13 protein-coding genes and 1 tRNA gene are annotated in these 26,909 nt (G+C 66.6%); 6 read left to right on the top strand and 8 right to left on the bottom strand.

Features of this window, described 5'->3' with window-relative positions; all coding sequences use genetic code 11:
- Positions 1 to 17: 17 nt before the first annotated feature.
- On the top strand, positions 18 to 965 hold the full coding sequence (locus tag ASF57_RS09640) for an ABC transporter permease (protein ID WP_056482383.1): 948 nt from the start codon (positions 18 to 20) through the stop codon (positions 963 to 965).
- A 1-nt stretch (position 966) separates the two neighbouring features.
- Positions 967 to 1,857, top strand: coding sequence for an ABC transporter permease (locus tag ASF57_RS09635; RefSeq protein WP_056482377.1), 891 nt, complete (start codon positions 967 to 969; stop codon positions 1,855 to 1,857).
- Positions 1,858 to 2,183: 326 nt separating this feature from the next.
- On the opposite strand, the gene ASF57_RS09630 is transcribed toward ASF57_RS09635, so the two are convergent.
- From ASF57_RS09630 to ada, 7 genes are all read right to left on the bottom strand, one after another.
- Complete coding sequence (locus ASF57_RS09630; protein WP_056482374.1) at positions 2,184 to 3,203, bottom strand: ABC transporter ATP-binding protein; 1,020 nt, start codon at positions 3,201 to 3,203, stop codon at positions 2,184 to 2,186.
- Entirely contained in the window at positions 3,200 to 4,261 is a 1,062-nt protein-coding gene (locus ASF57_RS09625) for an ABC transporter ATP-binding protein (protein WP_056482371.1), read from the bottom strand. The genes ASF57_RS09630 and ASF57_RS09625 overlap by 4 nt, the downstream gene beginning before the upstream one ends.
- A complete protein-coding gene (locus ASF57_RS09620) occupies positions 4,258 to 5,187 on the bottom strand; it encodes an ABC transporter permease (protein ID WP_056183960.1) in 930 nt (309 codons plus the stop codon). Before ASF57_RS09620 ends, ASF57_RS09625 begins: the two co-directional genes overlap by 4 nt.
- The gene (locus ASF57_RS09615) at positions 5,187 to 6,140 is read right to left on the bottom strand and encodes an ABC transporter permease (protein WP_056183962.1); all 954 of its coding nucleotides are present in this window, start codon (positions 6,138 to 6,140) and stop codon (positions 5,187 to 5,189) included. Before ASF57_RS09615 ends, ASF57_RS09620 begins: the two co-directional genes overlap by 1 nt.
- Positions 6,141 to 6,313: 173 nt before the next feature.
- Positions 6,314 to 7,864, bottom strand: a complete 1,551-nt coding sequence (locus ASF57_RS09610) for an ABC transporter substrate-binding protein (RefSeq protein ID WP_244476894.1) — start codon at positions 7,862 to 7,864, stop codon at positions 6,314 to 6,316.
- A 368-nt stretch (positions 7,865 to 8,232) separates the two neighbouring features.
- Positions 8,233 to 10,581, bottom strand: coding sequence for a TonB-dependent receptor (locus tag ASF57_RS09605; RefSeq protein ID WP_244476879.1), 2,349 nt, complete (start codon positions 10,579 to 10,581; stop codon positions 8,233 to 8,235).
- 219 nt (positions 10,582 to 10,800) lie between these two features.
- Positions 10,801 to 11,922 carry a bifunctional DNA-binding transcriptional regulator/O6-methylguanine-DNA methyltransferase Ada gene (ada, locus tag ASF57_RS09600; RefSeq protein WP_056482357.1) on the bottom strand — a complete coding sequence of 374 codons (1,122 nt, stop codon included), beginning with the start codon at positions 11,920 to 11,922 and terminating at the stop codon, positions 10,801 to 10,803.
- 1,167 nt (positions 11,923 to 13,089) lie between these two features.
- Here ada and ASF57_RS09590 point away from each other — a divergent pair.
- Positions 13,090 to 14,823 (top strand): HAD-IIIC family phosphatase, encoded by a 1,734-nt coding sequence (locus ASF57_RS09590; RefSeq protein ID WP_082503806.1) that lies wholly within the window; start codon positions 13,090 to 13,092, stop codon positions 14,821 to 14,823.
- Positions 14,824 to 15,351: 528 nt separating this feature from the next.
- On the opposite strand, the gene ASF57_RS09585 is transcribed toward ASF57_RS09590, so the two are convergent.
- A tRNA-Val gene (locus tag ASF57_RS09585) sits at positions 15,352 to 15,426 on the bottom strand.
- Positions 15,427 to 15,700: 274 nt separating this feature from the next.
- On the opposite strand from ASF57_RS09585, the gene ASF57_RS09580 reads away from it, so the two are divergent.
- The 3 genes from ASF57_RS09580 (at position 15,701) to ASF57_RS09570 (ending at position 26,883) form a co-directional block, all read left to right on the top strand.
- Positions 15,701 to 16,747: a hypothetical protein gene (locus tag ASF57_RS09580; protein WP_056482346.1), complete on the top strand. Its 1,047-nt coding sequence runs from the start codon at positions 15,701 to 15,703 to the stop codon at positions 16,745 to 16,747.
- An 80-nt stretch (positions 16,748 to 16,827) separates the two neighbouring features.
- A complete protein-coding gene (locus ASF57_RS09575) occupies positions 16,828 to 18,948 on the top strand; it encodes a glycosyltransferase family 2 protein (RefSeq protein WP_244476878.1) in 2,121 nt (706 codons plus the stop codon).
- A gap of 513 nt (positions 18,949 to 19,461) precedes the next feature.
- Positions 19,462 to 26,883: a type I polyketide synthase gene (locus tag ASF57_RS09570; protein WP_156376037.1), complete on the top strand. Its 7,422-nt coding sequence runs from the start codon at positions 19,462 to 19,464 to the stop codon at positions 26,881 to 26,883.
- Positions 26,884 to 26,909 lie beyond the last annotated feature (26 nt).

The raw sequence follows: 26,909 nt of genomic DNA, 5'->3' as shown, positions 1-26,909 counted from the left end.
CTCACGAGGGTTGAGCCATGACCGACATCGCCCTCCCCGCCATCGCGAACACCGCGACCGAATCGGCATCGACCACAAGCCTCACGGCCAAGATGCGTCGGCGCCGGGTGCTGGCTTATCTTCAGGCCGCCCCGATGGCGCTGGTATTCCTGGTTTTCTTCGTGGTGCCGCTGGCGCTGACCTTGATCGTCAGCTTCTGGTCGTACAACGAATACGAGATCATCCCGGCCTTCACGGTGCAGAACTACATCGACGTGTTCGAGGGCTGCCTCAACACGGCCGATGCCTGCACCACCGTTCGAACCTACCTGTCGACCCTGAAGTTCTGCGCCCTGACCTGGGCTTGCACCCTCGTGATCGGCTTCACGGTGGCGTATTTCGTCGCCTTCCACGTCCGCTCGAAGACGATGCAGATGGCGCTGTTCCTCGTCTGCACCATTCCGTTCTGGACCTCGAACGTGATCCGGATGATCTCCTGGATTCCACTGCTCGGCCGCAACGGCCTCGTCAACGACACGCTGATGGGACTGGGCCTGATCCGGGCCCCGATCGAGGGCCTGCTGTATTCCGACTTTTCGGTGGTGCTCGCCTTCGTCCACCTGAACACGGTCTTCATGATCGTGCCGATCTTCAACAGCATGGCGCGCATCGACCGCTCGCTGATCGAGGCGGCCTATGATTCCGGGGCCACCGGATGGCAGACTCTCTGGAACGTGGTAGTGCCGCTCGCCAAACCCGGCATCGCCATCGGGTCGATCTTCGTGATCACCTTGGTGATGGGCGATTTCGTCACCGTCGGCGTCATGGGCGGCCAGCAGATCGCCTCGGTCGGCAAGGTCATCCAGGTCCAGATGTCCGCGCTGCAGCTGCCGGCGGCGGCTGCCAATGCCGTGGTGCTGCTCGGCGCCGTGATGCTGATGATCGTGGCGATGACCCGCCTGATCGACCTCCGGAAGGAACTCTGAGTTGAGCGACCGGCCCCGCTCCCCGGCCTTCTACGCGTTAGCGGCGTTCTTCGCCCTGTTCGTCGCCTTTCTGTACGGGCCGACGCTGACCATCCTCGTCCTCAGCTTTCAGGGACCGCAGGGTGGCCTGACCTTTCCGATGAACGGCGTCTCGACGCACTGGTTCGGAAAGCTCTGGGCGGGCCTCGGCATCGTCGACATCTGGGGGGCGCTGTGGCGCTCGCTCCGCCTCGGCCTCGTGGTGATGGGACTGACCGTCGTGATCGCGTTCTACGCCGGCCTCGCCTTCCGCAAGCGCTTCCGGGGTGAGGGCATGCTGTTCACGATTGCCGTGGCGAGCCTGATCGTGCCGTCCATCGTGGTCTCCCTCGGCATCGGCCTGGAATTCCGTCTCCTCGACGACGCCGTCAACTGGGCCGCGGCCGCGACCGGCTGGGGCTGGCTGCAGGAGCACGGCACCCTGATGGGGCTCTACACCTCGGCGCTGGGCGCGCACCTGACTTGGACGCTGCCCTTCGGTCTTCTGATCATGTTTGCGGTCTTCAACCGGTTCGATCCGGCCTACGAAGAGGCCGCCCGTGATCTTGGCGCCACCGGTTCCCAGACCCTGCGCCACGTGGTGGTACCGATCCTGGGGCCGTCCCTGGTCGGCGTCGCCCTGTTCGGCTTTACCCTGTCCTTCGATGAACTCGCCCGCACCAGCCAAGCCATCGGCGGCCGCAATACTCTGCCGCTGGAACTGCAGGGCCTCACCACCACCGTGACCACGCCGGAGATCTATGCGCTCGGCACCCTTACCACCGGCATGTCGCTGGCAGTGATCAGTCTGGCGCTGGGGACAAGCCTATACCTCCAGCGGCGCAAGGCGAGGGCTGGCTTGCGGCTGGGGTGACGTCGGAGGTCCGGGGCGGATCGCCCTCGCAGACTGACATTCGCCGCGGCGTTCCTCACGCGGGATCAGCGATCGCATCGACCGATTTGCCTGTCGAAACCTACGCGTAGCGCTACGTCATCCCGGACCCGCGGAGCGGAGCCCGGGATCCAAAAACGCAGGTCGTGCAAGATTTTACGCCGTCGGCGGCTCTGGATTCCGGGCTCGCCTGCGCCGCCGCGGAATGACGATGCGCCATGTTTCACGGTCGCATTGGCACGAAGCTCTCTCTCTGCCTGCAAACGCCGCCTGCCCAGAGACGGCAGGCCTGTGACCTCAAGTTCGCGTTACGAAACCCCTTCCAGCACCGGTGCTTTGTCCGCCTGGAAGGCCGCGTGCGCCACGTCCGTGCGCCAGCAGGCGGCGCGGTGGCTGGGCTTCACGTCCACGTAAGCAGGCGCCTCGATCCGGCAACGTTCCTCCGCCAGGAAGCAGCGCGGCGCGAAGGGGCAGCCCGGCGGGCGATTGGCCAGATCGGGAGGGCTGCCCGGAATCGTCTTGAGGCGCGTGCCCTTGGCGAGCGCTCCGTCGGCGCGGCTGCGCAGGAGGCCGATCGTATAAGGATGGTGTGGATTCAGCACCACGTCACGGGCGGAGCCTTCCTCGACGATGCGGCCGGCATACATGACGGCAATCCGGTCGGCGACCTCCACGGCGGCGCCGAGATCGTGCGTGACGAAGATCGTTGAGAGGCCGAGTTCGGCCTGCAACTCGCGGAGCAGCAGCAGGATCTGGATCTGCACCGTGGCGTCCAGCGCCGTGGTCGGTTCGTCGGCGAGCAGGACCTGGGGTCGGCAGGCGAGCGCCAGGGCGATCATCGCGCGCTGGCGCATGCCCCCCGACATCTCGTGTGGATAGGCGTCGAGGCGCCGCTCCGGGCTCGGAATGCGCACCCGCTCGAACAGTTGCAAGGCACGCTGGCGTGCCGCCCCGGCGCTGATCCGCTCGTGCTGGCGGATTGCCTCGGTGATCTGCTGGCCGACGGTATAGACCGGGTCGAGGGCCAGCAGCGGTTCCTGGAAGATCATCGCCACAGCGCGGCCGCGCAACGCCCGCAGGGCCTTGGGCGACATCGCCATGACGTCCGCGCCACCGACCCGGATCTCGCCGCCGATCCTGGTCTTGCGCTCCGGGTTCAAGCGCATGATCGCCCGCAGGGTCACGCTCTTGCCGGAGCCGGATTCACCGATCAGCGCTACAGCTTGGCCGCGCTCCAGAGTGAGGTCCACGCCGTCGACGGCCTCGACCACGCCGCCGAATACGACCGTCAGACCCCGGATCGCGACCGCGGGTTCGGATGCGCTCATGCGGCGACCCTCCGGGCTTGTGCCAGGGAATGCCCCGAATTCGGCTGGCGAGCGAGGCAGGCGACCCGATGGATGGAATCGAGGGCGTCCAACGGCGGAACCGTGCCGCGACAGACGGGCTCCACCAGCGCGCAGCGCGGATGGAAGCGGCACCCGGCGGGCGGGTCGATCGGGTTCGGCGGGTCGCCGGCGAGCGGCGCCACTTGCGTGCGCGCATCCGGGTCCATCGAGGGCATCGAGGACAGGAGGGCCGCCGTGTAGGGGTGGGCGGGGGCCGCCAGCACCGTGTCCGCCGGCCCGATCTCCACCACTTGGCCGAGATACATCACCGCCACCCTGTCGCAGATGAAGCGCACGACATTGAGGTCGTGACTGATGAACAGGTAGGTGAGGTTGAACTCCTGCTTCAGGTCCATCAGCAGGTTCAGCACCTGTGCCTCCACCGACTTGTCGAGGGCGGACACGGCCTCGTCGAGGACCACGAGACGCGGCTCGAGAGCGAGTGCGCGGGCGATGTTCACCCGCTGGCGCTGGCCGCCGGAGAGTTCGTGCGGATAGCGCGCGGCAAAGCGCGCCGGCTCCAACCCGACCCGGGCGAGCAGGCTGCGGGCGCGCTCGATGGCCTGCCGCTTCGGCACCCCGTGCACCCGCGGGCCGAAGGCGATCGAGCCCTCGACGGTCATGCGCGGGTTGAGGGAGGAGTAGCTGTCCTGGAAGACCATCTGGGCCTGAGCGCGGAAGTCGCGCAGCGGAAGCGCACGGCTGCCGATGCGCTCGCCGTCGAACAGCAGGTTTCCCTGATCGTGTGCGATCAGGCCCATGATCAGCCGGGCGGTGGTCGATTTTCCGCAGCCGGATTCGCCGACCACCCCGAGGGTTTCCCCCTTCAGGATCGCGAAATCGACGCCGTCGACAGCGCGTACCACGGCCTTGGCGCCGCCAAAGCCCTTCTTGACCGGAAAATGCTTCACGAGGCCGTCGACCGTGAGAAGCGGCTGAGCCGGCCCCCCCCGGTCGCGGGCGAGCGGAACGGTGGGGCTGCCGATGGTCATGCTCATGCCTTCACCTCCATGGCAGACCGCAATCCGTCGGAGAACAGGTTGAACGAGATCGAGACGATGAAGATGGCCAGTCCCGGCAGGGCCGCGACCATCGGATTCACGTAGATCGCCGTGCGCAGGGTGTTGAGCATCAGGCCCCATTCGGGCTCCGGCGGCTTCACCCCGAGGCCCAGGAAGGACAGGCCCGAGGCCAGGATCATCGATACGCTGATCAAGCTGGTGGCGTAGACGAAGATCGGCCCGAGCACGTTGCCGAGGACCTGCACGCGCAGGATCGTCAGGGTCGAGGCGCCCGACAGCCGGGCCGCGTCGACGTAGTCCCGGGCGCGGATCTGAGTCGTCACGCTCTCGGCCACCCGAGCGATCTGGGGGACGAACACGCAGGTCAGCGATACGATCGAGTTGAAGATGCCGGCCCCCAGCGCCCCCGACAGCGCGATGGCGAGCAGCACGGAGGGAAACGCGAAGAACACGTCCACCGTGCGCATCAGGACGGTGTTGACCCAGCCGCCGACATAGCCAGCCAGGATCCCGATGGCGGACCCGATGATGAACGCCAGGATGACCGGCGTCACACCGATGAACAGCGACAGGCGGCCGCCCAGCATCAGGCGACTCAGCATGTCGCGGCCGAGTTCGTCGGAGCCGAGGATGTAGGTCGCATCACCGATCGGCTTCAGCCGCCGCAGCATCGAGCCGCGATACGGGTCCATCGGGGTGATCCAGGGCGAGAGCACCGCGATGGCGATGATCGCCAGGATGATGCAGGCGGCCACCATCGCCACGGGATCGCGCAGGAGCTTGTGGCCGACCTGTCCCCAGAACCCCCGCGAGGGCACGAAGGCGTCCGCCGCGGCCGGGGCCGGGGCGGCTCCGCCGGCAATGTCGAGGACCGGCGCTGCGGCCTGTGTCGCGAGTGCCATCAGCCCCTCTCGATGCGCGGGTCGAGTGCCGTCTGCACGACGTCGACGATGAGGTTGAGGGCGACGAAGAACATTGCCAGGACGAGGATCGAGCCCTGAAGCAACGGCAGGTCGCGCTGGAAGATCGCGGCATTCAGGAGGAAGCCGGTGCCGGGCCAGGCGAACACGGTCTCGATCAGGATCGAGCCGCCGAGGAGGTAGCCGAGCTGCAAGCCCATGATGGCGAGTGCCGTCGGCGCGGCGTTCTTCACCACGTGCTTGAACACGCCGAACTCGCTCATGCCCTTGGCCCGGAGCGCGCCGACGAAGTCCTGGGCGAGGATGTCGCCGACCAGGGCGCGGATCGTGCGGGCGATGACACCCATGGGGATCACCGACATCGTGAGGGCCGGCAGGATGATGTAGCGCAGATGGTCGAAATCGGGTCGCCAGTTACCCGAGCCATCCGGGCCGGCGCCGGTCGGCGGCAGCCATCCGAGCTGGGCCGAGAACACGATCACCAGCACCATGCCGAGCCAGTAATGCGGCACGCTCACCCCGAAGACCGAGACCGCCGAGGCGAGCCGGTCCAGGATCGAATTGCGGAAATAGCCGGCGACGAAGCCGAACAGGCAGCCGAAGGTGAAGCCGATCAGCGTCGCCACGGAGGCCAGAATCAGGCTGTTGACCACCGCCCGGCCGACTTCCTGCACCACGGGACGGCCGGTGGCGATGGAGGTGCCGAGGTCGCCCTGGAGCACGTGCCAGAGCCAGATCACGTACTGCACCGGCAACGGCTTGTCGTAGCCGTAGGCCGCCCGCATGGCGTCGATGGTCTCCTGCGTGGCGTCCACCGGGAGCACGGCGCTCAAGGGGTCGCCGGGGGCGAGGTGAACCAGCATGAAGCAGACGACGCTCACACCGAGTGCCACGGGCGTGACGGTGAGCAGGCGCTGGACAATGAATTTCAGCATGAGCGCATCCGAATTTCCTCTCGGGTTACGCGGCACTCCTCCCCCTGTGGGGAGGAGTTGGAGGTGGAGGTAGCTCCGCCGGCCTTCGCACCGTGAGGGTCACCCAACCACCCCCACCCTCAATCCCTCCCCGCAAGGGGGAGGGAGGCGTGTTCAGCCCATGACCCGTCGCATCACTTGCCCATCGAGATCGGCGAGAAGTCCTGGAACCAGTTCTGCGCCTGCACGAAGCCCTTCACCTTGGGACTCATGGCGCGCGGGTTGGTGTCGTGGGCCACCATCAGGAACAGAGCTTCGTTGACGTACTTCTCGTGGACCTTCTCCAGGACCTTGGTCTGCTCGGCCGGATCGAAGGTGGTGCGGACCTGATCGAACAGCTTGTCCATCTCAGGGTCGCAGTAATAGCCCCAGTTGGTACCGCTCGGCGCCGCCAGGTTACATTGCAGGTGCCGGATGAAACCGGTGAAGGGATCCTGGATGAAGTAGGAGAAGTTGATGCCCGTCGCCTTGCGCGACATGTCGGACTTCGCGCCGGCGCGCCACAGGTTGATCAGCGTGTTCCACTCGACCACTTCGAATTCGACCTTGATGCCGACATCCGCGAGGTTCTGCTGGATGAATTCGTTCATCGGCAGAGGCTGCATCTGGCCGGAGCCCGAGGGCGCGATCAGGATCTTGGTGACGATGGGTTTGTTGGGGCCGTAGCCGGCCTCGGCCAGCAGTTTCTTGGCGGCCTCCGGATCGTAGGTCGGCTTGAAGGTGGGCTTGCCGAACCAGGCCGAGCCCGGCGGCATGAAGCCTTGCGCCGGGATCATCAGACCGTTGAGCAACTCCTTCATGCCTTCCCGGTCGATGGCGAGGTTGGCCGCCTTGCGGACGCGGATGTCGTTCCAGGGCGAGCCTTCGACGCGTGAGAGGTGCCAGGTCCAATTATGCGGGTAGGCGTTGGTCACGATGCCGAAACCGGCAGCTTTGAGCGAGGCGACGGCGTCCGGCGGGGGCGCCTCGATCCAGTCGACCTGACCGGACCGGAGGGCTGCGACGCGGGCATTGGCCTCGGGCAGCGGCACCAGCACCAGCTTATCGAGCTTCGGCACCCGTGCCTTGTCCCAGTACTCCTTGTTCGGCGCCATTTCGGCGCGTTCGCGTGGGGCGAATAGGGTCAGCTTCCACGGACCCGTACCCGAGGGGGTCTTGGCGAACGCGTCCCAGCTCTTGCCGAGCTTGTCCCATTGGGCCGGCGACGAGATCATGATCCAGGCGATCTGGTAGGGCAGCGTCGCGTCCGGGTTCTTGGTGATGACCTCGAGGGTGGTCGGATCGATGGCGCGGTAGCTGGCGACGGCCGGGATGCGCGAGCGTCCCTGGGCCGACTGGCGCGGATCGAATTGCGGCGCGTCGGTCTTCAAGAGCTTGTCGAGGTTCCAGACCACCGACTCCGCCGTGAAGGGCGAGCCGTCATGAAAGGTCACGCCCTCGCGCAGCTTGAACGTCCACTTGGTGTTGTCGGCGGGATCGACGGTCCAGCTGGTGGCGAGGCCCGGCACCAGCACCGACGGCTTCGTTGCGGAGGAGAGGTCCCAATTGATCAGCCCGTCATAGACGGTGTAGCCCATGAACCGCATGCCCTCGCCGCCATTGTCGGCCTGACCGGTCGTCAACGGGATATCTGAGGCGGTCATGCCGATCTTGAGGACGCCCTGGGCCAGAGCGGCAGGCATCATCGCGCCGGACAGCAGGGCCGCTGCGAGGAGGCGGGACTTCGACCAACGAGAGACTGGAGCAAACATGCGACGGGAGGTTTCCTGGGGGAGCCAGCGGCTGACGAAGCCGTGAATGCAAACCGCCGGCCAACCCGTCTGACGTCCGCGGAGTCGTGAGGACGATCGACCGTGACGCCGTCTTCGGCACTTGCTCATTCAGACGTCGCGATAGGTTGCTCAGGTAGGAGGCAACCCCGTCGGTACGGCGCTTGTATGGCTCCGATCCGGCTCAAAATTTCGGAGCCCAAGCGCAATCCGGCCATTTAGGCGCAGCAAGTGCCTCAATAATAAGCATTTCTGTCGATGCTGGGGCCCACAGATCCGGACCGTCAGAACGACCGTTTCATCCCGCCGACGACGTTGCGCGGCGCTCCGGCGAAGATCGAGCCCGTGGTGGCCGAGAGAACATCCGCGCCGCTCTCCAAACCTGTGACGCGATTGAGCGAGCTGGCAAGGTTCTGGGCCGACGCGACATAGGTTCTGTCGAGCAGATTGCGAACCTCAAGATAGAGGCTGAGGCGCTTGGCGTAGCCGCCCGCCAAGTCCGTCGCGTAGTGAAGATTGGCGTTGAGGAGGGCGTAGCCCGGCACCCTGAGTTGGTTTCCATTGTCGATGAAGACGCCGTCCTGCACCACGGTTTCGAGAAAGGCCCCGACCCCGTTGAAGAGGCCGCCGACCTGCTCGTACCCCACCCGGGCCAGGACTTGGTGCTGCGGAACTCCGGGAATGAACTTTCCGGCCCGATTGAGGCGGGCCGCGAACGCTCCCGTGCTCACCGACTCGGAGAAGCGCGTGTAGATCTGGTTGTCGAAGGTATAGGCCAGCGTTCCGCGCCAACCGGGGGCGAAGGCCCATTCGCCGCCGAGTTCGAGCCCGCGATGTTCGGAGGCCGGTGCGTTGACGAAGGAGCTCAACCGTCCGCCGCCCGGAGCTTGCGACAGGAGTTCGTTGCGAAAGAACTCGTAGAAGCCCGTGAGGCTGACGCGCAGGGATGCCGCCGGCGTCCAGTCGGCCCCGAGATCGAAGCCGAGGTTCTCCTGTGCCTGGAGTTGGGTGTTGTTGCCAGGGAGGCCGGCGCTCGTGACGAAGAGATTGCTGCCCGTCGGCGTCGCGTAGCCCGAAGCGACCCGGGCGCGGATACTCCAGGGCTCCCCCGCTCGGAAAACCAGAGCAAGCTCCGGTGCGACGTTGAGGAAACTCCGCGAGGCGTCGATCACCGCCGCCGTGCGGCCGGTCGCACTGTAACCGTAGGCGACGTTCCGCCCGGTAATGGTGGTGTTCGTCGCGCTGAACCCGAGAATGCCGATCCAGGACTCGGACAGGGCCACCTCCGTGCGGGCGCGGCCGCCGAGATTGCTCTGGTCGCCGCGGAGATCGCCGATCTGCGCTCCCAGGGCGGGACCCTGCCCCAGAGTGCGGTTGAAGGTGGTGAGATGGTTGACAAGAATATCAGTGTTGAAGGCGATGTATCCGATTGCCGGTCGACCCATCAGATCGTAACGGCTCGTCAGATCGGTGAGGACGGTCAGGGACGGATAGGACCCGCGAAAGGCCGAGGTGTAGAACGGCTGATCGAAGTTGCGCTCGTCGAAGCCAAGCTGAGTCCGCCAGGTGGTTTGACCCTCGAAATCGTGCTCCCAGCGCAGAGCCACGACCGTGCGTCGATCGTCGCGCCCGAACGCGCCCTCGGGGGCGGTGACCGGCACGGTGGCGCCGAAGGCCCCGTTGCGCAGCAGGTTCGTGAGCGTGCAGCCCGGCGCCGCCGTCGCAGCGACGGCGCAGCCGCGTTGATAGGGGTTGAGCCGGTACTGGTCGAGGGAGGAGCGGGCGGGCAGCTCCGTTCTGAGCTGATTGTTGATCACCTTCAGCGTGAAGCGGTTGTCCGGCGTTGGGGTGTAGCTCGCCAGCACATTGATGGTCTGCGTGTCGTAGGCGCTGTGGTCCTGATAGCCATCCGCCCGCACATTGCTGGCGAACAGGCTGATCTCGATGGGCCCGCTGACGCCGCCGACGGTGAAGGCGTTGCTCAGGGAGCCGAAGCTGCCCGCATCGGTGCCGATCTCATAACCGTCGATCTCCCGCCCGGTCCGGGTGCGGAAGGCGAGGGCGCCGCCGGTGGCGTAGTTGCCGAACAGGGCCGATTGCGGCCCCCGGAACACGTCGATGCGTCCGTAGGCACGCGGGTCCACGAGGTCGAAGCGCGAGGCGCCGTCCGGCTGGGTCAGAACGAATCCGTCCTCCAGCACGACCATGTTGCGGATGACGCCGGTGGACCGGGCATTGTTGCCGCGGATGGAGATGACGACGTCGCGGCCGCCATTGCCCTGGCGCACGCTGACGCCCGGGCTGTCGAGGAGCACCGATCCAATGCTGGTCGCCGCACGTTCGACGATGGTGCCGGGCCCCGCGATGCGGTTCGCGGCCGCTCCCGCCGGCTGCTCGATCACGCCCAGCGCTGACCCGGGCGGAGCCGACCCGGCGAACGGCACGGCGTTACGGGACTCACCCGCGACCGCGAGTTCCTCCAGGACGATACCGTCGGCCGCCGCCTCGGCCAGGACGACGACCGGTTGCAAGATCAGGGTCGGCACCGCTGTCAGCACCGCGAGCCATGCGGCTCCCCCGATGGCACCGGGCGGCATCGCCGGGCACCGGCAGTCAGGGGAGAGAGCGGCCATGTTGTGTCTCGACCACCAAGGGCCCGCGGGTGACGCCGCGCCGTGTGGGTCGGCGGGGAAACGCGGGCTGTCGCGGCCAGGATTCGAACGGGTGTTCGGCCGGCAGGCACATCCTAAAGTATGGAGGTGTGTTGTAACCCCTGATTCGGTTGTGGCGACAGCGCATGCAGCGGAGTGTGGCGCATGCATCACGCCGGCAGATGGATGGCCGTGGCCTCTTCAGGACGCGGCGTCGTCACAATCGCCGGGATCGCCCACGCATGCGCTCCTCTCACGGTCCAGGAGATCGCGTTTGCGGCCAACGCCCCAGCGATAGCCGGAGAGCGACCCATCCGACCGCACCACGCGATGGCACGGGATGGCGACCGCCAGCCGGTTGGACCCGCAGGCCAGTGCCACCGCACGCGTGGCCTTGGGCGATCCAATGGCCCGGGCGACCTCCGCATAGGTTGTCGTGGTACCGACCGGCACCGCCCGTAGGGCTTGCCAGACCCGTTGCTGAAAGGCGGTGCCGCCAATATCGAGGGGCAACTCCAGCCCGAGGCCGGGCGCCTCGACGAAGCCAACGACCTGCGCCACCCAGCCGTCGAACTCGGGATCGCCGGCCGACAGCGTGGCCTTGGGAAACCGGTCCTCCAGGTCCCGCATCAGGGCTTCGGGATCGTCCCCGAGGAGGATCGCGCAGACTCCCCGGGGCGTGGCCGCGACCAGAATCGCCCCGAGCGAACATTGCCCCACCGCGAACCGGATCGCGATGCCGGTCCCACCCTTCCGGTAGGTCGACGGGCTCATGCCGAGCCGCTGCGAGTCCTGCGCATAGAAGCGGCTCGCCGCATTGTACCCAGCTTCGAACACGGCTTCGGTGACCGAACCGGCCTGCGGCAGGCTTCGCGCCAAGCGCTCCACGCGCTTCGCGTCCGCGTACGCCTTCGGGGTGATCCCGGTGCTGGCGCGAAACACCCGGTGAAAATGAAACGCGCTCATTCCGGCCGCCTTCGCCAGCACGTCGAGGGAGGGGATGCTGTCCGACGCTTCGATCATCCGACAGACCCGGATGACGGCCTCGATCTGCCGGTCGGCCAAGGCCGCCTCATTGGGCCGACAGCGCCGGCAGGGGCGGAACCCCGCCGCTTCGGCCTCGGCGTAGGTCGCGTGAAAGCTGACGTTGCCGGGTTTCGCTGGGCGTGCGGCACAGCTCGGGCGGCAATACACGCCGGTGGTGCGGACCGCATACACGAAACGGCCATCAGCCCGGGCATCGCGGGTCGCCAGAGCCGTCCATCGCGCCGCATCCTCGACCTCGGGAAGCGTCGGTGTGGACTCCGCTTTGACCCGCTGCATGACGATGCGTGCTCCGTTCTCCGCGAGTGACCCGAAGCGGCGTCCCCCCGACGCTCGGACCTTAGCCCCGATCCGAGCCGGACCGCATCCCGATCCTTGCTGCCGAATTCTACACCGCAACGGCGGTCCGCCGCTTAGCGGGCCGAACTGATGCTTGCCCGATGCCTTCCGCTGGAATTCCTTTAGGACCCGGCTCCGTATGCGGTTGTGCTTCGTCGGACCGCACCCGGATCGCGAAGAGCATCACCGAGTGCGTCGTCGGCCAGGCCATTCGAGACCTCACCGCCGTAGACGCAAACAACCTGAAACTGCGGAACCTTCTCGATGACATGGGCCTAAACTTGGCTCGGGACCCGGAGCAGGATCATCGCTGCACTTCGGGCGAGAATGCTCGCCGGCTGCGAGCACTCCAGCGCCACTAGGCAAAGCGTGCGCGTGACGTTGGCATCCGTCCCCGACTGCGTGGCCGAGTGCTCGCAACGGCCCTCCCCGAAATCCCTGACGGGGCGCTGTCCGGTGACTACCGGGTTCGGTTTATCACGGAGGCCGGGGGCCTCGACCGGGCAAAATCCTCCTGTGGCACTCGGAGCGTGTCTGAATCGCCAGCGTACACCGCGACCGGTCGCGCTGATTCTCTTCCGCGCGACCAAACACTGGCAGGCCTTCATTCCCGGAAGCGGTTCATGATGGACATTTCACTCCTTTCCGGTGCCACGATGACCTGACCGGCGTTCGTTGGGTTGCGGCAGCTGTTGTCGCGCGTCTCAAGGGTTGAGCTGCTTCATGTCTCGGTTCACGTCGGGGACCAGAGCCGCGGTCTCGCCGCTGCAACCCGGCCTAGTGAACGTGAAACTCGGCCTGGAGCGGCAGGGCCAGGAGCGCAACGCCTTTGAGGTTGAGGTCGTTTGCCCATCCTTGATCGGAGACGCCATCCCCCGGCTTGAGGGCCGGCTCTGCGGGCTGATTTCGTTGATCCAGAACGAGGTACGGGCGACCTGTAAGAAGGTGCTTGACGCAGTCCTGGAGAGCCGCCCGCACGGGAAGGCTTTTGGCAGGCGCCACGTCCGCTCAGACGGCCTGTTGCGTCCAGGCAATATCGCAGGCTGCGCGCACGCCTTAAGACGAGCGGAATGGTTGTCTCTTCGCCTGAACGATTCGGAATGATCCATGCGTTGGAAGTCGACCCCTCCTGCTGATTTCGACGCGGATTGGTACGCGAACGAATACCCGGACGTTGCCACTGCTATTGCGGCGGGACACTTGGCCGGCGCCTATCAGCACTACGTTTTGTTCGGAAAAGACGAGGGGCGAAAACCGAACGGTGCCGACTCGGACAAGGCCGCGGCTCAATTTCGGGCGATGCGCGACGTCCACGGGGGAGAGCATTACCTGACGCCCGGTGACCTCGCCGTCACCAGAGTGAGTGCCAACAGAATCCTGCTGATTGGGTCATGCTTTCTTGAGCCGATCGCCGGACACGCGTCCGATGCGCTGGATGGAACGCGCGATTTCTGGCTCGCGAACTTTCACGCCAAGCTCCCCGACGCAATGCCGCATCCGGCACCTGACTACGACTTGATCGTCCTGCAAATCCCGTTTCGTGGCCTGCTGCCTGCGAATGCGATTTGGTCGCTCGACTATGACGACGAGGCGAGCCATCACCGCGTGTTCGAGCACGCGTGTCGGATGATCGACGACTACGTTGCTGAAAATCTCAAGTGGACGTTGGCCCACGGCATCCCGACCCTCGTGTGCAATCTTATGGTGCCGCAATCTGACCTGACGGGACGCCTTCTGCCCAGGTACGATCTGCGCAACACGATGTATTTCGTCGAGGAATTGAACCGGCATATAGGCCGGACAATTCAGCAATACACCAACGTCTACCTGCTCGACGTCGACAAGGTCTCGGCTTCGGTGGGGCGCCGATATGCGCAGGATGACGGAGTCTTTTGGTTCGCCCACGGCTCGCTCATGCCGATGGACCCGGATCACGATGTCCGCATCGAGCCGATGGCTCACGTCTACGAGCACTATCACACAGAAGTTCGCGGGTTCATGAGCGCTCTTTGGCGCGAGATTGCTGCGTCCTACCGGACCCTCCGGGCGGCCGATGCCGTCAAGCTGGTGGTCGTCGACCTTGACGATACGCTCTGGCGCGGTGTGAGCGGCGACGACGCGGTGATTGGCCCCGAGATGATCGAAGGGTGGCCCCTCGGCATCATCGAGACGCTGATGCACCTGAAAAAGCGCGGCGTGATGCTCGGCATCATCAGCAAGAACGACGAGGCCCGCATCCGCTCGATCTGGCCGCGCATCTTCGGATCGCACATGTCGCTCGACGATTTTGCCGTCGTACGGATCAATTGGACTCCCAAATCCGAGAACATGGCTGCGATCCTACGCGCAGTGAACGTGCTCCCCCATTCCGTGGTCTACGTCGATGATAACCCGGTCGAGCGCGCCGAGATGGCCCACGCCTATCCTGGCATACGGGTCCTGGGCCGCTATCCGTTCTATCTCCGGCGGACACTCGCGTGGGCACCGGAAACCCAGGTCGCCAGCATCACCGACGAGTCGGGCCGTCGAACGCAGATGATCCAATCCCAGGTCGTGCGCGAGGAAGCCCGGGCGACGCTGCCCCGATCCGTGTTCCTCGCTACGCTGGAGATTGAGGTTTCGGTATTCCCAGTGTCCTATGGTTCGGCTCGGTTCGCGAGGGCTTTCGAACTCATCAATAAAACCAACCAGTTCAACACGACGGGACGGCGGTGGTCGGCCGATGCGATCAAGGCGGCGATGGACGCCGGCATGACCTTGGACGCCTTCGAGGTTCGCGATCGTCTGACCAGCTATGGCTTGGTGGGGGTATGCCTGCAATCGAGGCGGAACATCGACTAGTTCGTGATGAGCTGCCGAGTGAACGGCCTCGACGTTGAGATGGCTGCCCTCGCTACGATCCTGGCCGCTATCCCCGGCGACGAGGCGGTAACGGCTACGTTCAAAGAGACGCCATCAAACCTGCTGTGCCGAGATTTTTGGTCACGATGCGGGTTCACGATGGCGGGCGATGCGTGGCGGCTCCACCCGCAGAACCGTCCGTCCATTCCGGCGTTCATCCGCGTGGCGAATACGTCTAGATAACAGGCGCTGAGCGATCGGGCGGATTACACACGGGCGTGTTCTCGCCAGTTTCAAGCATTCGGGCCAACCGCGCCATGCTCACGGCGATCCCGCGTGCGTCTTCAATCCCCGATGCTTCGGCGAATTTGACGAGTTGCCAGGGCGACGGGAGACGAAGGGGTTCGGGCGTGATTACGAACCTAGATATGGCTGATACCGAACCTCAATCGGGTTCGCAGAACCTACGCTCACTTATCGTAGGTTTATCTCCCGGCAGGCAAAAACCTGTGACATGAAGGAGATAGATGGTGGGCGCGACAGGGATCGAACCTGTGACCCCTACCATGTCAAGGTAGTGCTCTCCCGCTGAGCTACGCGCCCTCACCGGTGCCGTCCGGCGCCGATGGAGGGGGCTATAGCGTGGGGTTTCGGGGGGCGCAAGGCCCCTGCGGAGTGGAATCTCGCGGGGGATTCGGAGAGTTGGGCCGTGTTCAGCCGAGGGCGCTGCACCGGCATCAAAAATGCGGTAAGCCGGCGCGCCTACCCGGGGAGCGACGGGGACGTCGCCTCGGAGATCGGGGTCGCATCGTGCGATTCTGCTTCCGGGTCAGGGAGAGTTCCGCGCCAGGTCAAGCTTCGGGATAACGGTTGGGGAATGCGGTTCTACGTCGATTATGATCTGGGGCACCTCGTCAGGGGCTGGGTCGTGCCTGACAACCCCATGGCGATCAGCCGCGTCCGTGTGGTCGTCGACGGCCGTCGAGTCACCGACCTCGAGGCCACGATCACGGATGAATCGATCCGCGCACAGGGCTGGCACGCCACCGGCCGCTGCATCTTCGAGGCCACCGAGGCCGAAGTTCCGGGGATCAGCGCGGCGCAGCGCGTGGAGATCTACGATGCCGACACCAATGTGCTCGTCTATCGACGCGCGCCGCGCCCGGACGTTATCCGTGGCAAGGTGCTCCTCGTCGATACCAGCATCAACAGCGACAGCGCCCTCCAGTCGATTTTGTTCGAACGGTTCCAGCAGAGCTACTTCAGCATCGGCAAGCTCTCGGACGAGGTCTTGCGGGTGCTGTTCGAGAGCCCCTGGCTGACCTCGTCATTCCTGTCGGGCGCGATCGTCGTGCCGCGCTACGAGGGCTTCTTCAGCGGCGTGAACTTCCTCACCACCGCCCTGGTCCACGACCCCTTCATCGAGATGGCGAGCCGTTTGCGCTGGCTGAAGGCGCGGACTGCGATCGGCGCGGATCCGGCGCAGGCCTGGCGCTTGGGGATCATGGCCGAGGCTGCCGCCTTCACCGCCGATTACGATTTCGCGGATGGCAAGAGCCTCAAGCGCTTCTTCCGGATGCTTCCCGAAGGCGCCTACCGGCTGCTCTACAATCCCCTCACCCGGCAATTCGGCACCAAGCTGCCGGATGACCGCCTGCTGCCCGGCAATTCGATCGTGGCAATCGAGATTCTCGCCCGCATCGGCATCGTGGGACATCGCGATTATTTCGAGGCCTTCGCCGCCACGCTGTTCGATCGCCTCGGGGTCGATGCCCCGATCCCCATGCCCGCGCCGATCCCGACCGAGACGCTGGCCCTCGCCGAGCGCCTGCGTCACCTGAAGTTCGCCCAGGAGATGTTGGTGTTCGACATCGCCATGACGGACGCGGTGCGGGATGCGGTGAGCCGGGGATGGGATCGCTGACCATGGGCGCGATGCCGCCTGCAGCCGCCCTCCCCCGGCCTGGCACGGGCTGGCTCATATGCGCCCTCATGCCCCCGGTCATGCGTGACCTCGTGCCCGACGGACCTGCCTTCGACCTTGATTTGGGGGCGGCCGATCTCGGGGGTGTCTGGGCGACGATCCGTTTCCGTGATGTGGGCAGCGCTGGTGTCTGCCGTCTGGTTCTCAGTGCGCGGTTCGTTGGTCCCGACGGACAGACCGGCCTCGTGGCTCTGTCCGAGGACGCCGAGGGCGGCGACCGCTTCTCCTGGACCGGGCGTCTGCCCGACGGTCTGAGCGCTCTGCGGCTGTCGCCCCTGTCACGCGAGACGCCGTTTCGGCTCGACGGATTGACCATTCGGCGCAGGAGCCCATTCGCCCTGTTCGCCCTTGGCTTGCGCCGGAACCCGGCTCTGGCGGCCCGCGCCGCGTACTGGCGCGCCCTCGGCCTCAAGGTCCGCGGCCGCGCCCTGCTTCTGCGCGCCCTGAACGACCGGTGCGAGACCGGCTATGAGACCTGGGTCGCCCGTTTCGACACCCTGACGGATGCCGACCGCAGCCGCATTCGTGACGAGATCGCCGCCTGGGTCGACCCGCCGCGGATTTCGGTGGTGATGCCGGTCCACGACCCCGCGCCGCGCGTTCTGGACGCCGCCATCCGCTCGGTTCGGGCTCAGCTCTATCCGAACTGGGATCTCTGCATCACCGACGATGCCTCGACCGATCCGGCAATTCCCCGCCTCCTCGCCCGCCATGCCGCGGACGATCCGCGTATTCGCGTCCGCCGCCGGCCCGAGAACGGGCATATCGCCCGTGCGACCAACGACGCCCTCGCGGAGGCGAGCGGAGAGTTCGTAGCCTTCCTCGATCACGACGACGTGTTGGCCGAGGCGGCGCTCTACCACGTGGCCGGTACGATCCGCGCTGCGCCGGACCTCGTGGTGATCTACAGCGACGAGGACAAGATCGATGGACGCGGGCGCCGGTTCGAGCCTCACTTCAAATCGGGGTTCGACCGCGAACTCCTCTATGGCCAGAATTACATCAACCATCTCACGGTGATCCGAGTCGACGCGATCCGGGCGGCGGGCGGTCTGCGACCCGGGTTCGAAGGGAGCCAGGATCACGACCTCCTCCTGCGGGTCGGCGCTCGGCTGGCACCTGAACGCATCCGGCACATCCCGCGCGTGCTCTATCACTGGCGTGCCGCCGGTGGCTCGGGCACCTTCTCGGACCGGGCGTCGGAGCGAACGGAAGTGGCGCGCCTGAGAGCCCTCGCGGAAGTCGTCGCGCCCACGGGGGCGACTGCGACGCGCGGGCCTCTGGGCTTCAACAGGCTGGTCCGTCCGGTCCCGGAACCCGCTCCCCTGGTCTCCGTGATCATTCCGACCCGGGACCGCGCGGATCTGCTGGCCGTCGCCCTCGATGGGCTTCTGTCCGGAACCACGTACTCGGCGCTCGAAATCCTCATCGTGGACAATGACAGCCAGGATGCGCGGACGCGCGCCCTGTTCGCACGCCATGCCGGGGATGTCCGCGTCCGCGTGCTCCCGGTGCCGGGTTCGTTCAATTTCTCCGCCCTGTCCAACCGAGGGGCGGCAGACGCCCGCGGCGCCCTCCTGCTGTTCCTCAACAACGATATCGAGGTGATCGAGCCGGGCTGGCTCCGCGAGATGGTGTCGATCGCCCTCACGCCCGATATCGGCGCCGTCGGGGCCAAGCTGCTCTATCCCGATCGGACGCTGCAGCATGGAGGGATCGTGCTGGGGATCGGCGGCGTCGCCGGTCACAGCCATCCCGGACTGCCGGACGGCGATCCCGGCTACTTCGCCCGCATGGTCTTGACCCAGGAGGTCTCGGCCGTGACCGGTGCCTGCATGCTCGTGCGGACGGAGGTCTTCGCCGCGAGCGGGGGCTTCGACGCCGAACGCCTCGCCGTGGCGTTCAACGACGTCGATCTCTGCCTGCGCCTGCGGAGGCAGGGATATCGCAACGTTTGGACGCCCCATGCCCGTTTGATTCACCACGAATCGAAGAGCCGCGGTCCCGAGGATACGCCCGAGAAGCGAGCGCGCTTCGAGAGCGAGGTCCGGGTGATGCAGGACCGCTGGGGACCGGAGTTGCGGGCCGATCCCTATTACAATCCCAATCTGTCGCGGGATGCGGCGCGTTACCGCCTCTGATGCTGCGACGCGGCGACAGCGCGTCGCACCGCAAAGTCGCCGTATTCAGCCGCTTAATCCCGATGGCCTCATGCCGCAGCGGCGTCCGCTGTGCCTACGCCGGAGTGGCGAGGCGCGTCTTTCGACATCGAAACTCAATGTTCATGCCTGATCCGCTCCCGGTGGTAGGGTCTGGCGCCGGAGCGACGGACGTGCGGTGTCCAGGTTGCCGTGAGTCGTTCTTGCCGAGACTTGGTGTGAACTTCGCCCGGCCACCGGGAATGTGGTAATTGTGGGAAATAGATCGCGGTGGAGCGAGAGGACGGCTGACGGTCCTTGGGGCCTTTGAAGCGTTCAACTGCTCAGATTGATTGATGAATACGTGCAACAGGGTCGATGTTACCGAGCGTTGATCCCGTCGGTTTGGGGCTCGCAGGTTGGACACTAGCCTGGAGCCATACTAAGGAATCGGTTGGATGCCCCGGTGCGACCAGTCGATCCTACCCCCCGTTCAAGAGCGTGTGCGAACCGAACGTGACACAACGAACAGACATCGCCATCGTCGGCCGCGCCTGCCGGCTCCCCGGCGCCTCCAGTGTCGAAGGTCTTTGGCAGCTCCTCACCGAAGCGCGATGCGCGGTCGGCCGCATTCCGGATGATCGCTGGTCACTCGAGCGGTTCGGGCATCCGCGGGCGCAGGAGCGCGGCAAAAGCTACACGTGGTCGGCCGGCGTCCTCGACGACATCTGGTCGTTCGATCCGGGCGTGTTTGGAATTTCGCCCCGCGAAGCGGAGCAGATGGACCCGCAGCAGCGCCTGCTGCTGGAACTGACCTGGGAGGCCCTGGAGGATGCGGGCCTGCGTCCCTCGGATGTGGCCGGCAGCCCGATTGGCGTCTTCGTCGGCGCCTCCTCGCTGGATTACGGTAACCTGCGCGTCCTCGATACCTCTTCGGGCGATGCCTATGCGGCCACCGGCAACACGCTCTCGATCCTCTCCAACCGCATTTCCTACATCTACGACCTGAAGGGCCCGAGCTTCACGGTCGATACGGCCTGCTCGTCCTCGCTCGTGGCGCTCGATGCCGCGGTGGCAGCCCTTGCCAGCGGCCGGATCGACACCGCCGTCGTCGCCGGCGTCAACCTGCTGGCGAGCCCGTTCAATTTCATCTGCTTCTCCAACGCGCAGATGCTCTCCCGGACGGGTCTGTGCCAAGCCTTCTCGTCGAGCGCCGACGGCTACGTGCGCTCCGAAGGCGGTGTCGTCCTCGTGCTCAAATCCGCCAAGGCGGCCCTGCGCGACGGCAGCACGGTGCGCGGCGTGATCGCAGCCAGCGGCGTCAACTCGGACGGTCGCACCACCGGCATTTCGCTACCCTCCGGCTACGCGCAGGGCGCGCTGCTGGAGCAGGTCTATCGTGAGGCCGAGATCGATCTCGACTCGGTCGTTTTCGTCGAGGCGCACGGCACCGGTACGCCCGTCGGCGACCCGATCGAGGCCAGCGCCATCGGTGGAAAGCTCGGTCGGCCACGCAGGGAGCCCCTGCCCATCGGCTCGATCAAGAGCAATATCGGTCACACCGAGCCGGTCTCGGGTCTCGCCGGCCTGCTCAAAGCGAGCCTCGCTCTCGAGCATGATCTGTTCCCGACCTCGCTGCATGCCGCCGAGCTCAACCCCGACATTCCGTTCCGGGATCTCAATCTCTCGGTCACGAACAAGCCCCTGCCGCTGGCACGCGATGGCAAGGTCCGCTTCGCCGGGGTGAACTCCTTCGGCTTCGGCGGCACGAACGCGCACGTCGTCCTCACCGATGCTCCGCCCGTACGTACGGATGCGGGTGCGCCCGAGACGGTGCGGATGCCCGAGGTGCTGCTGCTCTCCGCCCAGAGCCGCGCCGCGCTCAATGAACTCGCCCTCGACTATGCCGAGCGTTTCGACGGCGCCGACAAGGGCGACATCGCCCGGATCGCCGCCGCCGCCGCTCACCGCCGCGAGCGCTTGTCCTCGCGCCTGGCGGTCTCCCTCGATGCCGACCTTCCCGCCATCCTGCGCGCCGTCGGCGAGGCGGAAGACGCGCCGGACGCTCTCCTGGGGACCGCGGTAGACCGCGCGGCCGAGGTCGCCTTCGTGTATTCCGGCAACGGCAGCCAGTGGGCCGGCATGGGCCGCGAGGCCTACGAGGAGAACGGCGCGTTCCGCGACGCCTTCGACCGGATCGATGGTCTGTTCTTCAAGCTGTCCGACTGGTCGCTGAAGGAGGCACTGTTCGCCGAGGATCTCGACGCGCGCCTCGTCCTCACCCGCGTGTCCCAGCCGTTGATCTTCGCGATTTCGAGCGCGTCCACGACGGCGCTGCGGTCGCGTGGCCTGAAGCCGAGCTACGTCCTCGGCCACAGCGTCGGCGAAATCGCCGCCGCGGAGGCCGCCGGCATCCTCAGCCTCGAACAGGCCGTGAAGGTCATCTTCTATCGCAGCAAGCACCAGGAGACGACGCGCGGCTTCGGCACCATGGCGGTTCTGCTGGCGCCGGCCGACGAGATCGAGCTGTTCCTGAAGGATTATCCAAGTCTCGACATCGCCGCCTACAACAGCCCCAAGGCCATCACGGTGGCGGGGCCGGTGGAGGATATCGACGCCGCCATGAAGGCGCTGTCGCGCAAGCGCCGGCGCGGGCGCAAGCTCGACCTGGAATATCCCTTCCACGGTCGCCTGATGAACCCGACCGAGAAGCCGCTCCTGCGCGACCTCGCCGGGTTGAAGCCGCAGGCCGCTACGACTCCGATGGTCTCCACCGTCACCGGTAAGGTGCTGGCGGGCGACCAGTTCGGGGCCGGCTACTGGTGGCGCAACATCCGCGAGCCGGTCCGCTTCAGCGAGGCCGTGCAGGAGGCGACCCGCCAGGGTGCCCGCGTCTTCATCGAGGTCGGCCCGCGCGCGACCCTCCTGTCGCATATCGGTGACGCGATCGAGCCGTTGGGTATCGAGAACGCCACCATCGGCGTCCTGCACCGCAAGCCGGCTGGCGGCGATCCGATTGCCCGCACCGTGGCGGCCGCCCTCGTCCAGGGGGCTGCCGTCGACGAGGATACGGTATTCGGCCACAATCCGAAGGGCGACGTCCCGCTGCCGCTCTATCCCTGGCAGCGCCGCCCGTTCCGCCTCGCCGAGACCACCGAAGGCGTCGGCGCCGCCACCCCCCGCCCCTATCACCCGCTCTACGGCTCCCGCGTCGCACCGGACGGCCTGGAATGGCACGGTCACGTCGACATCGCGACAGTGCCGGATCTCGACGATCACCGCATCGATGGGCAGGCGATCCTGCCTGGTGCGGCCTTCATCGAGATGGCGCTCGGCGTCGCCCGTGAGGTGATGAAGAGCGACACTGTGGTTCTCGCCGAGTTCGAGATCCAGTCGCCGATGGTGTTCGGCGAAGAATCCCTGCGCGAGGTCGCGGTCCGCGTCGCCGGGTCCGGCAATGCGATTCAGATCCTCAGCCGCCCGCGCCTGACCCAGGCGGCGTGGCAGATCCATGCCGCAGCCAAGATCATCGACGGCAGCTTCCCGGCGCCCGCGCCGGTGGATATCCACGTTCCGGCCGAACACGCGGTCGACGGGGCTGCCCTGTACCGACTGGCGGCCGCCTCCGGCCTCGGCTTCGGTCCGAGCTTCCGCCAAGTCGCGATCAGCGCACGCCTCGACGAGACCACCATCGTCTCGGAATTGGTGCCGGCGGACGCCGATCCTCGCTTCGGACTGGTGCCGGCGCGACTCGATTCCTGCTTCCATGGCCTCATCCTGTTGTTTGCCGGCCTGATGGGCGAAGGCTCCACCAAGGCCTATGTCCCGGTTCGCTTCGGCGAGATCCGCTTGGTGAAGCCCGGTGCCGTCGTTGCCCGAGCGATGATCAAGACCCGGCGCGCCAACGAGCGCAGCATCCTGGCCGACTTCACCCTCGTGGATGCGGACGGCGCTGTCGTCGCGACCCTGCGCGAGGGGCGGTTCCAGGCCCTGCGCGCCAAGAACGGCAGCGATCTCGCGGCCTACGCCATCGCACAGCGGCCCGAATTGGCCACCGAGCCGACGGCGATTCCGATGGTGCGCGGGCAGCGCATCGCGGATGCGGTGCGTCCGGCTTTCAAGGCGTCCGTCGCTCCGGCGGAAGCTCCCTTGGCGCCCGGCCATCTCCTCCTCGAAGGATGGGCCACCTCAATGGCCTACCGCCTCGCCGAGGGCCTGCAGCGCTCCGGCACCGTGGCGATCGACGATCGGGTCCCGGAGGCGATGCGCCCCTGGCTCCTCAATGCGCTCTTCGCCCTGGAGAGCAGCGATCTCGCCACCCTCGACGGCGAGCGCTGGATCCTGCGCAAGGACGTGACCCTTCCGGCGCCCGACGAGATCATGCGCTGGATCGCGGCGGATCATCCCGAGCTGTCGGCCGAACTCGTGCTCACCGCGGATATCGGGGCCGTCGTCGGCCGCCTGCTCGCAGGTGACTTGGCCGAGGCGCCGACCCTGTCGCAGAATGCCCTCGACGCTTTCATCCTGCGCAGTGCGACGGCTCGGGCTTCGGCCGATGTCATCGCGACCCTCGCCGAGTCCGGTCGTGAGGCCCTGCCCCGTGACCGCGCGCTCCGGGTCCTGCAGGTCGGCTTCGGCCCGCTTTCGGCCCAGGCCGCCGCCTTCGCCGGAACCGTCGAGGCCCAACTCACCGTGTTCGAGGCCGACCGGCGCTTGGCGGAGCGGGCACGTCTTGCCCTGCCGCGCGGGGTCACCGTCATCGAGGATGCGGCGGAACTGGCGTCCGGGAGCTTCGATGCGATTCTGGCGAGCAACGTTCTGCACCGGTTCGAGCGCCCGCTTCTCGGCAAGATCGCCGATGCCCTGGCCACCGGTGGCTTCCTCGTCGCCGTCGAGCCCGGTGCCTCGCTGTTCCGCGACTTGGTCTTCGGACTGACGCCGGACTGGTTCGACATCGCCGCCGACATGCCGGTGGGCCGCCTCGACGACATCACCGGCTGGCAGCGCGCCCTGAGCGATACCGGACTGGTTCGGGTGGCGGTCGATCGCGCCGTCTCTGGCAACGGCGACGATCTCCTGTTCTTCGCCGAGGCTCCCGTACGGGCACGGCCGGCTCCGGGGCAGACCTTCGCCTTCGTGATCGGCTCGCACGATGCCGTCGCGGCGGAGACGGCGTCTTCGCTGGCGACACTCCTCGTGGCGAGCGGCGTCCACGTCTCGATCATTCTCGATTCCGAGCAGTCGCTGCTCGAACTCGAGCGCGAGACACCCGATACGGTCGTGTTCCTTGCCGGCGCTTTCAATCACGATGGCGCGGCGGCCGATCGTCTGCGTGAGCGCTGTCTCAGCCTGAAGCGCTGCGTCGAGCATCTCGGCAACCGTCAGACCCGACTCTGGGTGGTCTGTCCCGGCGCGACCCGCGACGGTGGAGACCCGACCGGATCGGTGGAGGCCGGTGTCTGGGCCTTCAGCCGGACGCTCGCCAACGAGGTGGCGAATCTCGACGTGCGTCGGATCGACCTCGCCGAAGCCCTGTCGACCAAGGCGGCCGCCGAGCGGCTGCGCGATCTCATCCTGTCGGGCACCCTCGAGACTGAGATCATCCTGGATCCGGACTGCACCCGCGTGATCCGGTTCTCGCCGGGCCAGCTGCCCCGCCGTCCGAACGCCGATGCGGTGCCGGCACCGGCGGCCCGTCTCGAGCGGAGTAACACCGGCGGCCTCAACGAGATGGCGTGGGGGCCGGCCGAGCGTCGCGCCCCAGGGCACGGCGAGGTCGAGATCGCGGTCGAGGCCACCGGCCTGAATTTCCGCGACGTGCTCTGGGCTCTGTCGATGCTGCCCGAGGAGATTCTCGAGGACGGCTTCGCGGGTCCGCGCCTCGGCCTCGAAGTGGCCGGCCGGGTGCTGGCCGTCGGTAAGGGCGTCGAGGCGTTCAAGGTCGGCGACCGGGTCGTCGCCTTTGCGCAATCGGGCTTCGCAACTCATATCGTCGTGCCCGAACTGGTTGTCGCGCCGAGCCCGCCCGGGCTCGATGCCCAGGCCGCCGCGACCGTTCCGGTGGCCTTCCTGACGGCCTATTATGGCCTCGTCAGCTGCGCCCGGTTGCGTCGCGGCGAGTGGGTCCTGGTACATGGCGGCGCCGGCGGCGTCGGCTTGGCCGCCCTCCAGATCGCCAAGCTCAAGGGCGCGCGGGTCATCGCCACCGCCGGCTCGCGCGAGAAGCGCGCCCTGGTCAAGGCGCTCGGGGCCGAGCACGTGCTCGACTCGCGCTCGCTCGCCTTCGTCGACGATGTTCGCCGCATCACCGGTGACGGCGTCGGCGTGGTGCTGAACAGCCTGTTCGGCGAGGCGATGGAGCGTAGCCTCAACGTCCTGAAGCCGTTCGGCCGCTTCATCGAGTTGGGCAAGCGCGACTACGTCGCCAATACCCATATCGGCCTGCGTCCGTTCCGCCGGAATCTCTCGTATTTCGGTGTCGACCTCGATCAGGTGCTCCAGCACCAGGGCGAGGATGGTGCACGGCTCTTCCGCGAGGTGATGGCCCTGTTCAAGGAAGGGGGTCTGAAGCCCCTGCCCTTCCAGCCCTTCACGGCGGACGAGGTCTCCGACGCGTTCCGGCTGATGCAGCAATCGGGACATGTGGGGAAGATCGTCATCGCGCCGCCGAAGCCCGGCAGCGTGATGCAGGCGACCAGGACCGCCTTCACGATCTCGACCGATGGGGTCCATCTGGTCACCGGCGGCCTTGGCGGCTTCGGTATCGAGGCGGCGCGCTGGCTCGCTGATCGGGGGGCGAAGCACATCGTCCTCGTCGGCCGCAACGGGGCCGCAAGCTCCGAGGCGAAGCAGGTTGTGGCCGATCTCGGAGCGCGGGGCGTCAACGTCGCCGCCATGGCCTGCGACATCACCAATCGCAAGGCGGTGGATGGGCTGCTGGCCGAGGTAGAGCGCGACGGGCGGACGCTCGCCGGCGTGATCCACGGTGCGATGGTGCTCCAGGACGGCCTGATTGCGAATGTCGACGCCGCCGCGCTCGATGCGGTCATCCGCCCGAAGGTCATCGGCGCCGAGCATCTCGATGCGGCGACGCGCGGGCGCACGCTCGACTACTTCGTGATGTTCTCCTCGGCGACCACGTTCATCGGCAATCCTGGGCAGGGCGCCTACGTGGCGGCGAACGGCTTCATGGAAGGTCTCGCCCGGCGCCGGCGCAAGCTCGGACTGCCCGCCCTGGCCGTCGCCTGGGGTGCCATCGGCGATGTCGGCGTTCTCGCCCGCAACCGCGCCGTGATGGAGACCCTCGCGGGTCGCGTCGGCGTGACCCCGATGGATGCCCGTCACTGCCTCGACCTCATGGCCGACGCGCTCGAAGGCCAGGGTACCAACCCGGACGACGCCGTGATCGCCATCGCGTCGATGCATTGGGGGAAGGCGCGCGAACGCCTCGCCACGATGAAGAGCCCCAGCTACGTCGAGCTGGGGTCCGACCAGCAGATGGAAGCTGGAACGGTGGCGGCCATCAACATCGGCATGCTGCTGAAGACCCAGGATATCGACGCGGTGCGCAAGACGGTGGCCGATGCCATCGTGGAGGACATCGCCCGGATCCTGCGCCTGCCGAAGGACGATATCAGCCGCGTCCGCCATCTCTCCGAGATCGGTCTTGACTCGCTGATGGGCGTCGAACTCGGCGCCAGCCTGCAGGAGCGCTTCGCGCTGGAGGCGCCGCCCTCAGGCATCTCCTCGGGCCTGACGGTGAACGAGTTGACCGAGACCCTGATCCAATCGATCGCGGCCCCGGTCGACGAAGCGGCCGCAGCCGTGATGAGCCTGGCTCAGCGCCACGCCAGCGAGGGCGTCGACGTCCGCACCCTCGAGCCCTTCCACGCGATGGTCGAAGAAAACAGCCTCGCGATCAAAGAGATCCTGCCGTGACCCATCTGGCCGTGACATCCCGCATG

This window comes from Methylobacterium sp. Leaf117, from assembly GCF_001422985.1.
Lineage (GTDB): Bacteria > Pseudomonadota > Alphaproteobacteria > Rhizobiales > Beijerinckiaceae > Methylobacterium.
This window is presented reverse-complemented; position numbering and strand designations above follow the sequence as displayed.

Bases quoted from the DNA above. Each gene is read 5' to 3' on its own strand.
- ASF57_RS09615 (WP_056183962.1), bottom strand. From the start codon at position 6,140: ATGCTGAAATTCATTGTCCAGCGCCTGCTCACCGTCACGCCCGTGGCA.
- ASF57_RS09610 (WP_244476894.1), bottom strand. From the start codon at position 7,864: ATGATGCCTGCCGCTCTGGCCCAGGGCGTCCTCAAGATCGGCATGACC.
- ASF57_RS09590 (WP_082503806.1), top strand. From the start codon at position 13,090: ATGCGTTGGAAGTCGACCCCTCCTGCTGATTTCGACGCGGATTGGTAC.
- ASF57_RS09625 (WP_056482371.1), bottom strand. From the start codon at position 4,261: ATGAGCATGACCATCGGCAGCCCCACCGTTCCGCTCGCCCGCGACCGG.
- ASF57_RS09620 (WP_056183960.1), bottom strand. From the start codon at position 5,187: ATGGCACTCGCGACACAGGCCGCAGCGCCGGTCCTCGACATTGCCGGC.
- ASF57_RS09630 (WP_056482374.1), bottom strand. From the start codon at position 3,203: ATGAGCGCATCCGAACCCGCGGTCGCGATCCGGGGTCTGACGGTCGTA.
- ASF57_RS09640 (WP_056482383.1), top strand. From the start codon at position 18: ATGACCGACATCGCCCTCCCCGCCATCGCGAACACCGCGACCGAATCG.
- ada (WP_056482357.1), bottom strand. From the start codon at position 11,922: ATGCAGCGGGTCAAAGCGGAGTCCACACCGACGCTTCCCGAGGTCGAG.
- ASF57_RS09580 (WP_056482346.1), top strand. From the start codon at position 15,701: ATGCGGTTCTACGTCGATTATGATCTGGGGCACCTCGTCAGGGGCTGG.
- ASF57_RS09575 (WP_244476878.1), top strand. From the start codon at position 16,828: ATGCGTGACCTCGTGCCCGACGGACCTGCCTTCGACCTTGATTTGGGG.
- ASF57_RS09605 (WP_244476879.1), bottom strand. From the start codon at position 10,581: ATGGCCGCTCTCTCCCCTGACTGCCGGTGCCCGGCGATGCCGCCCGGT.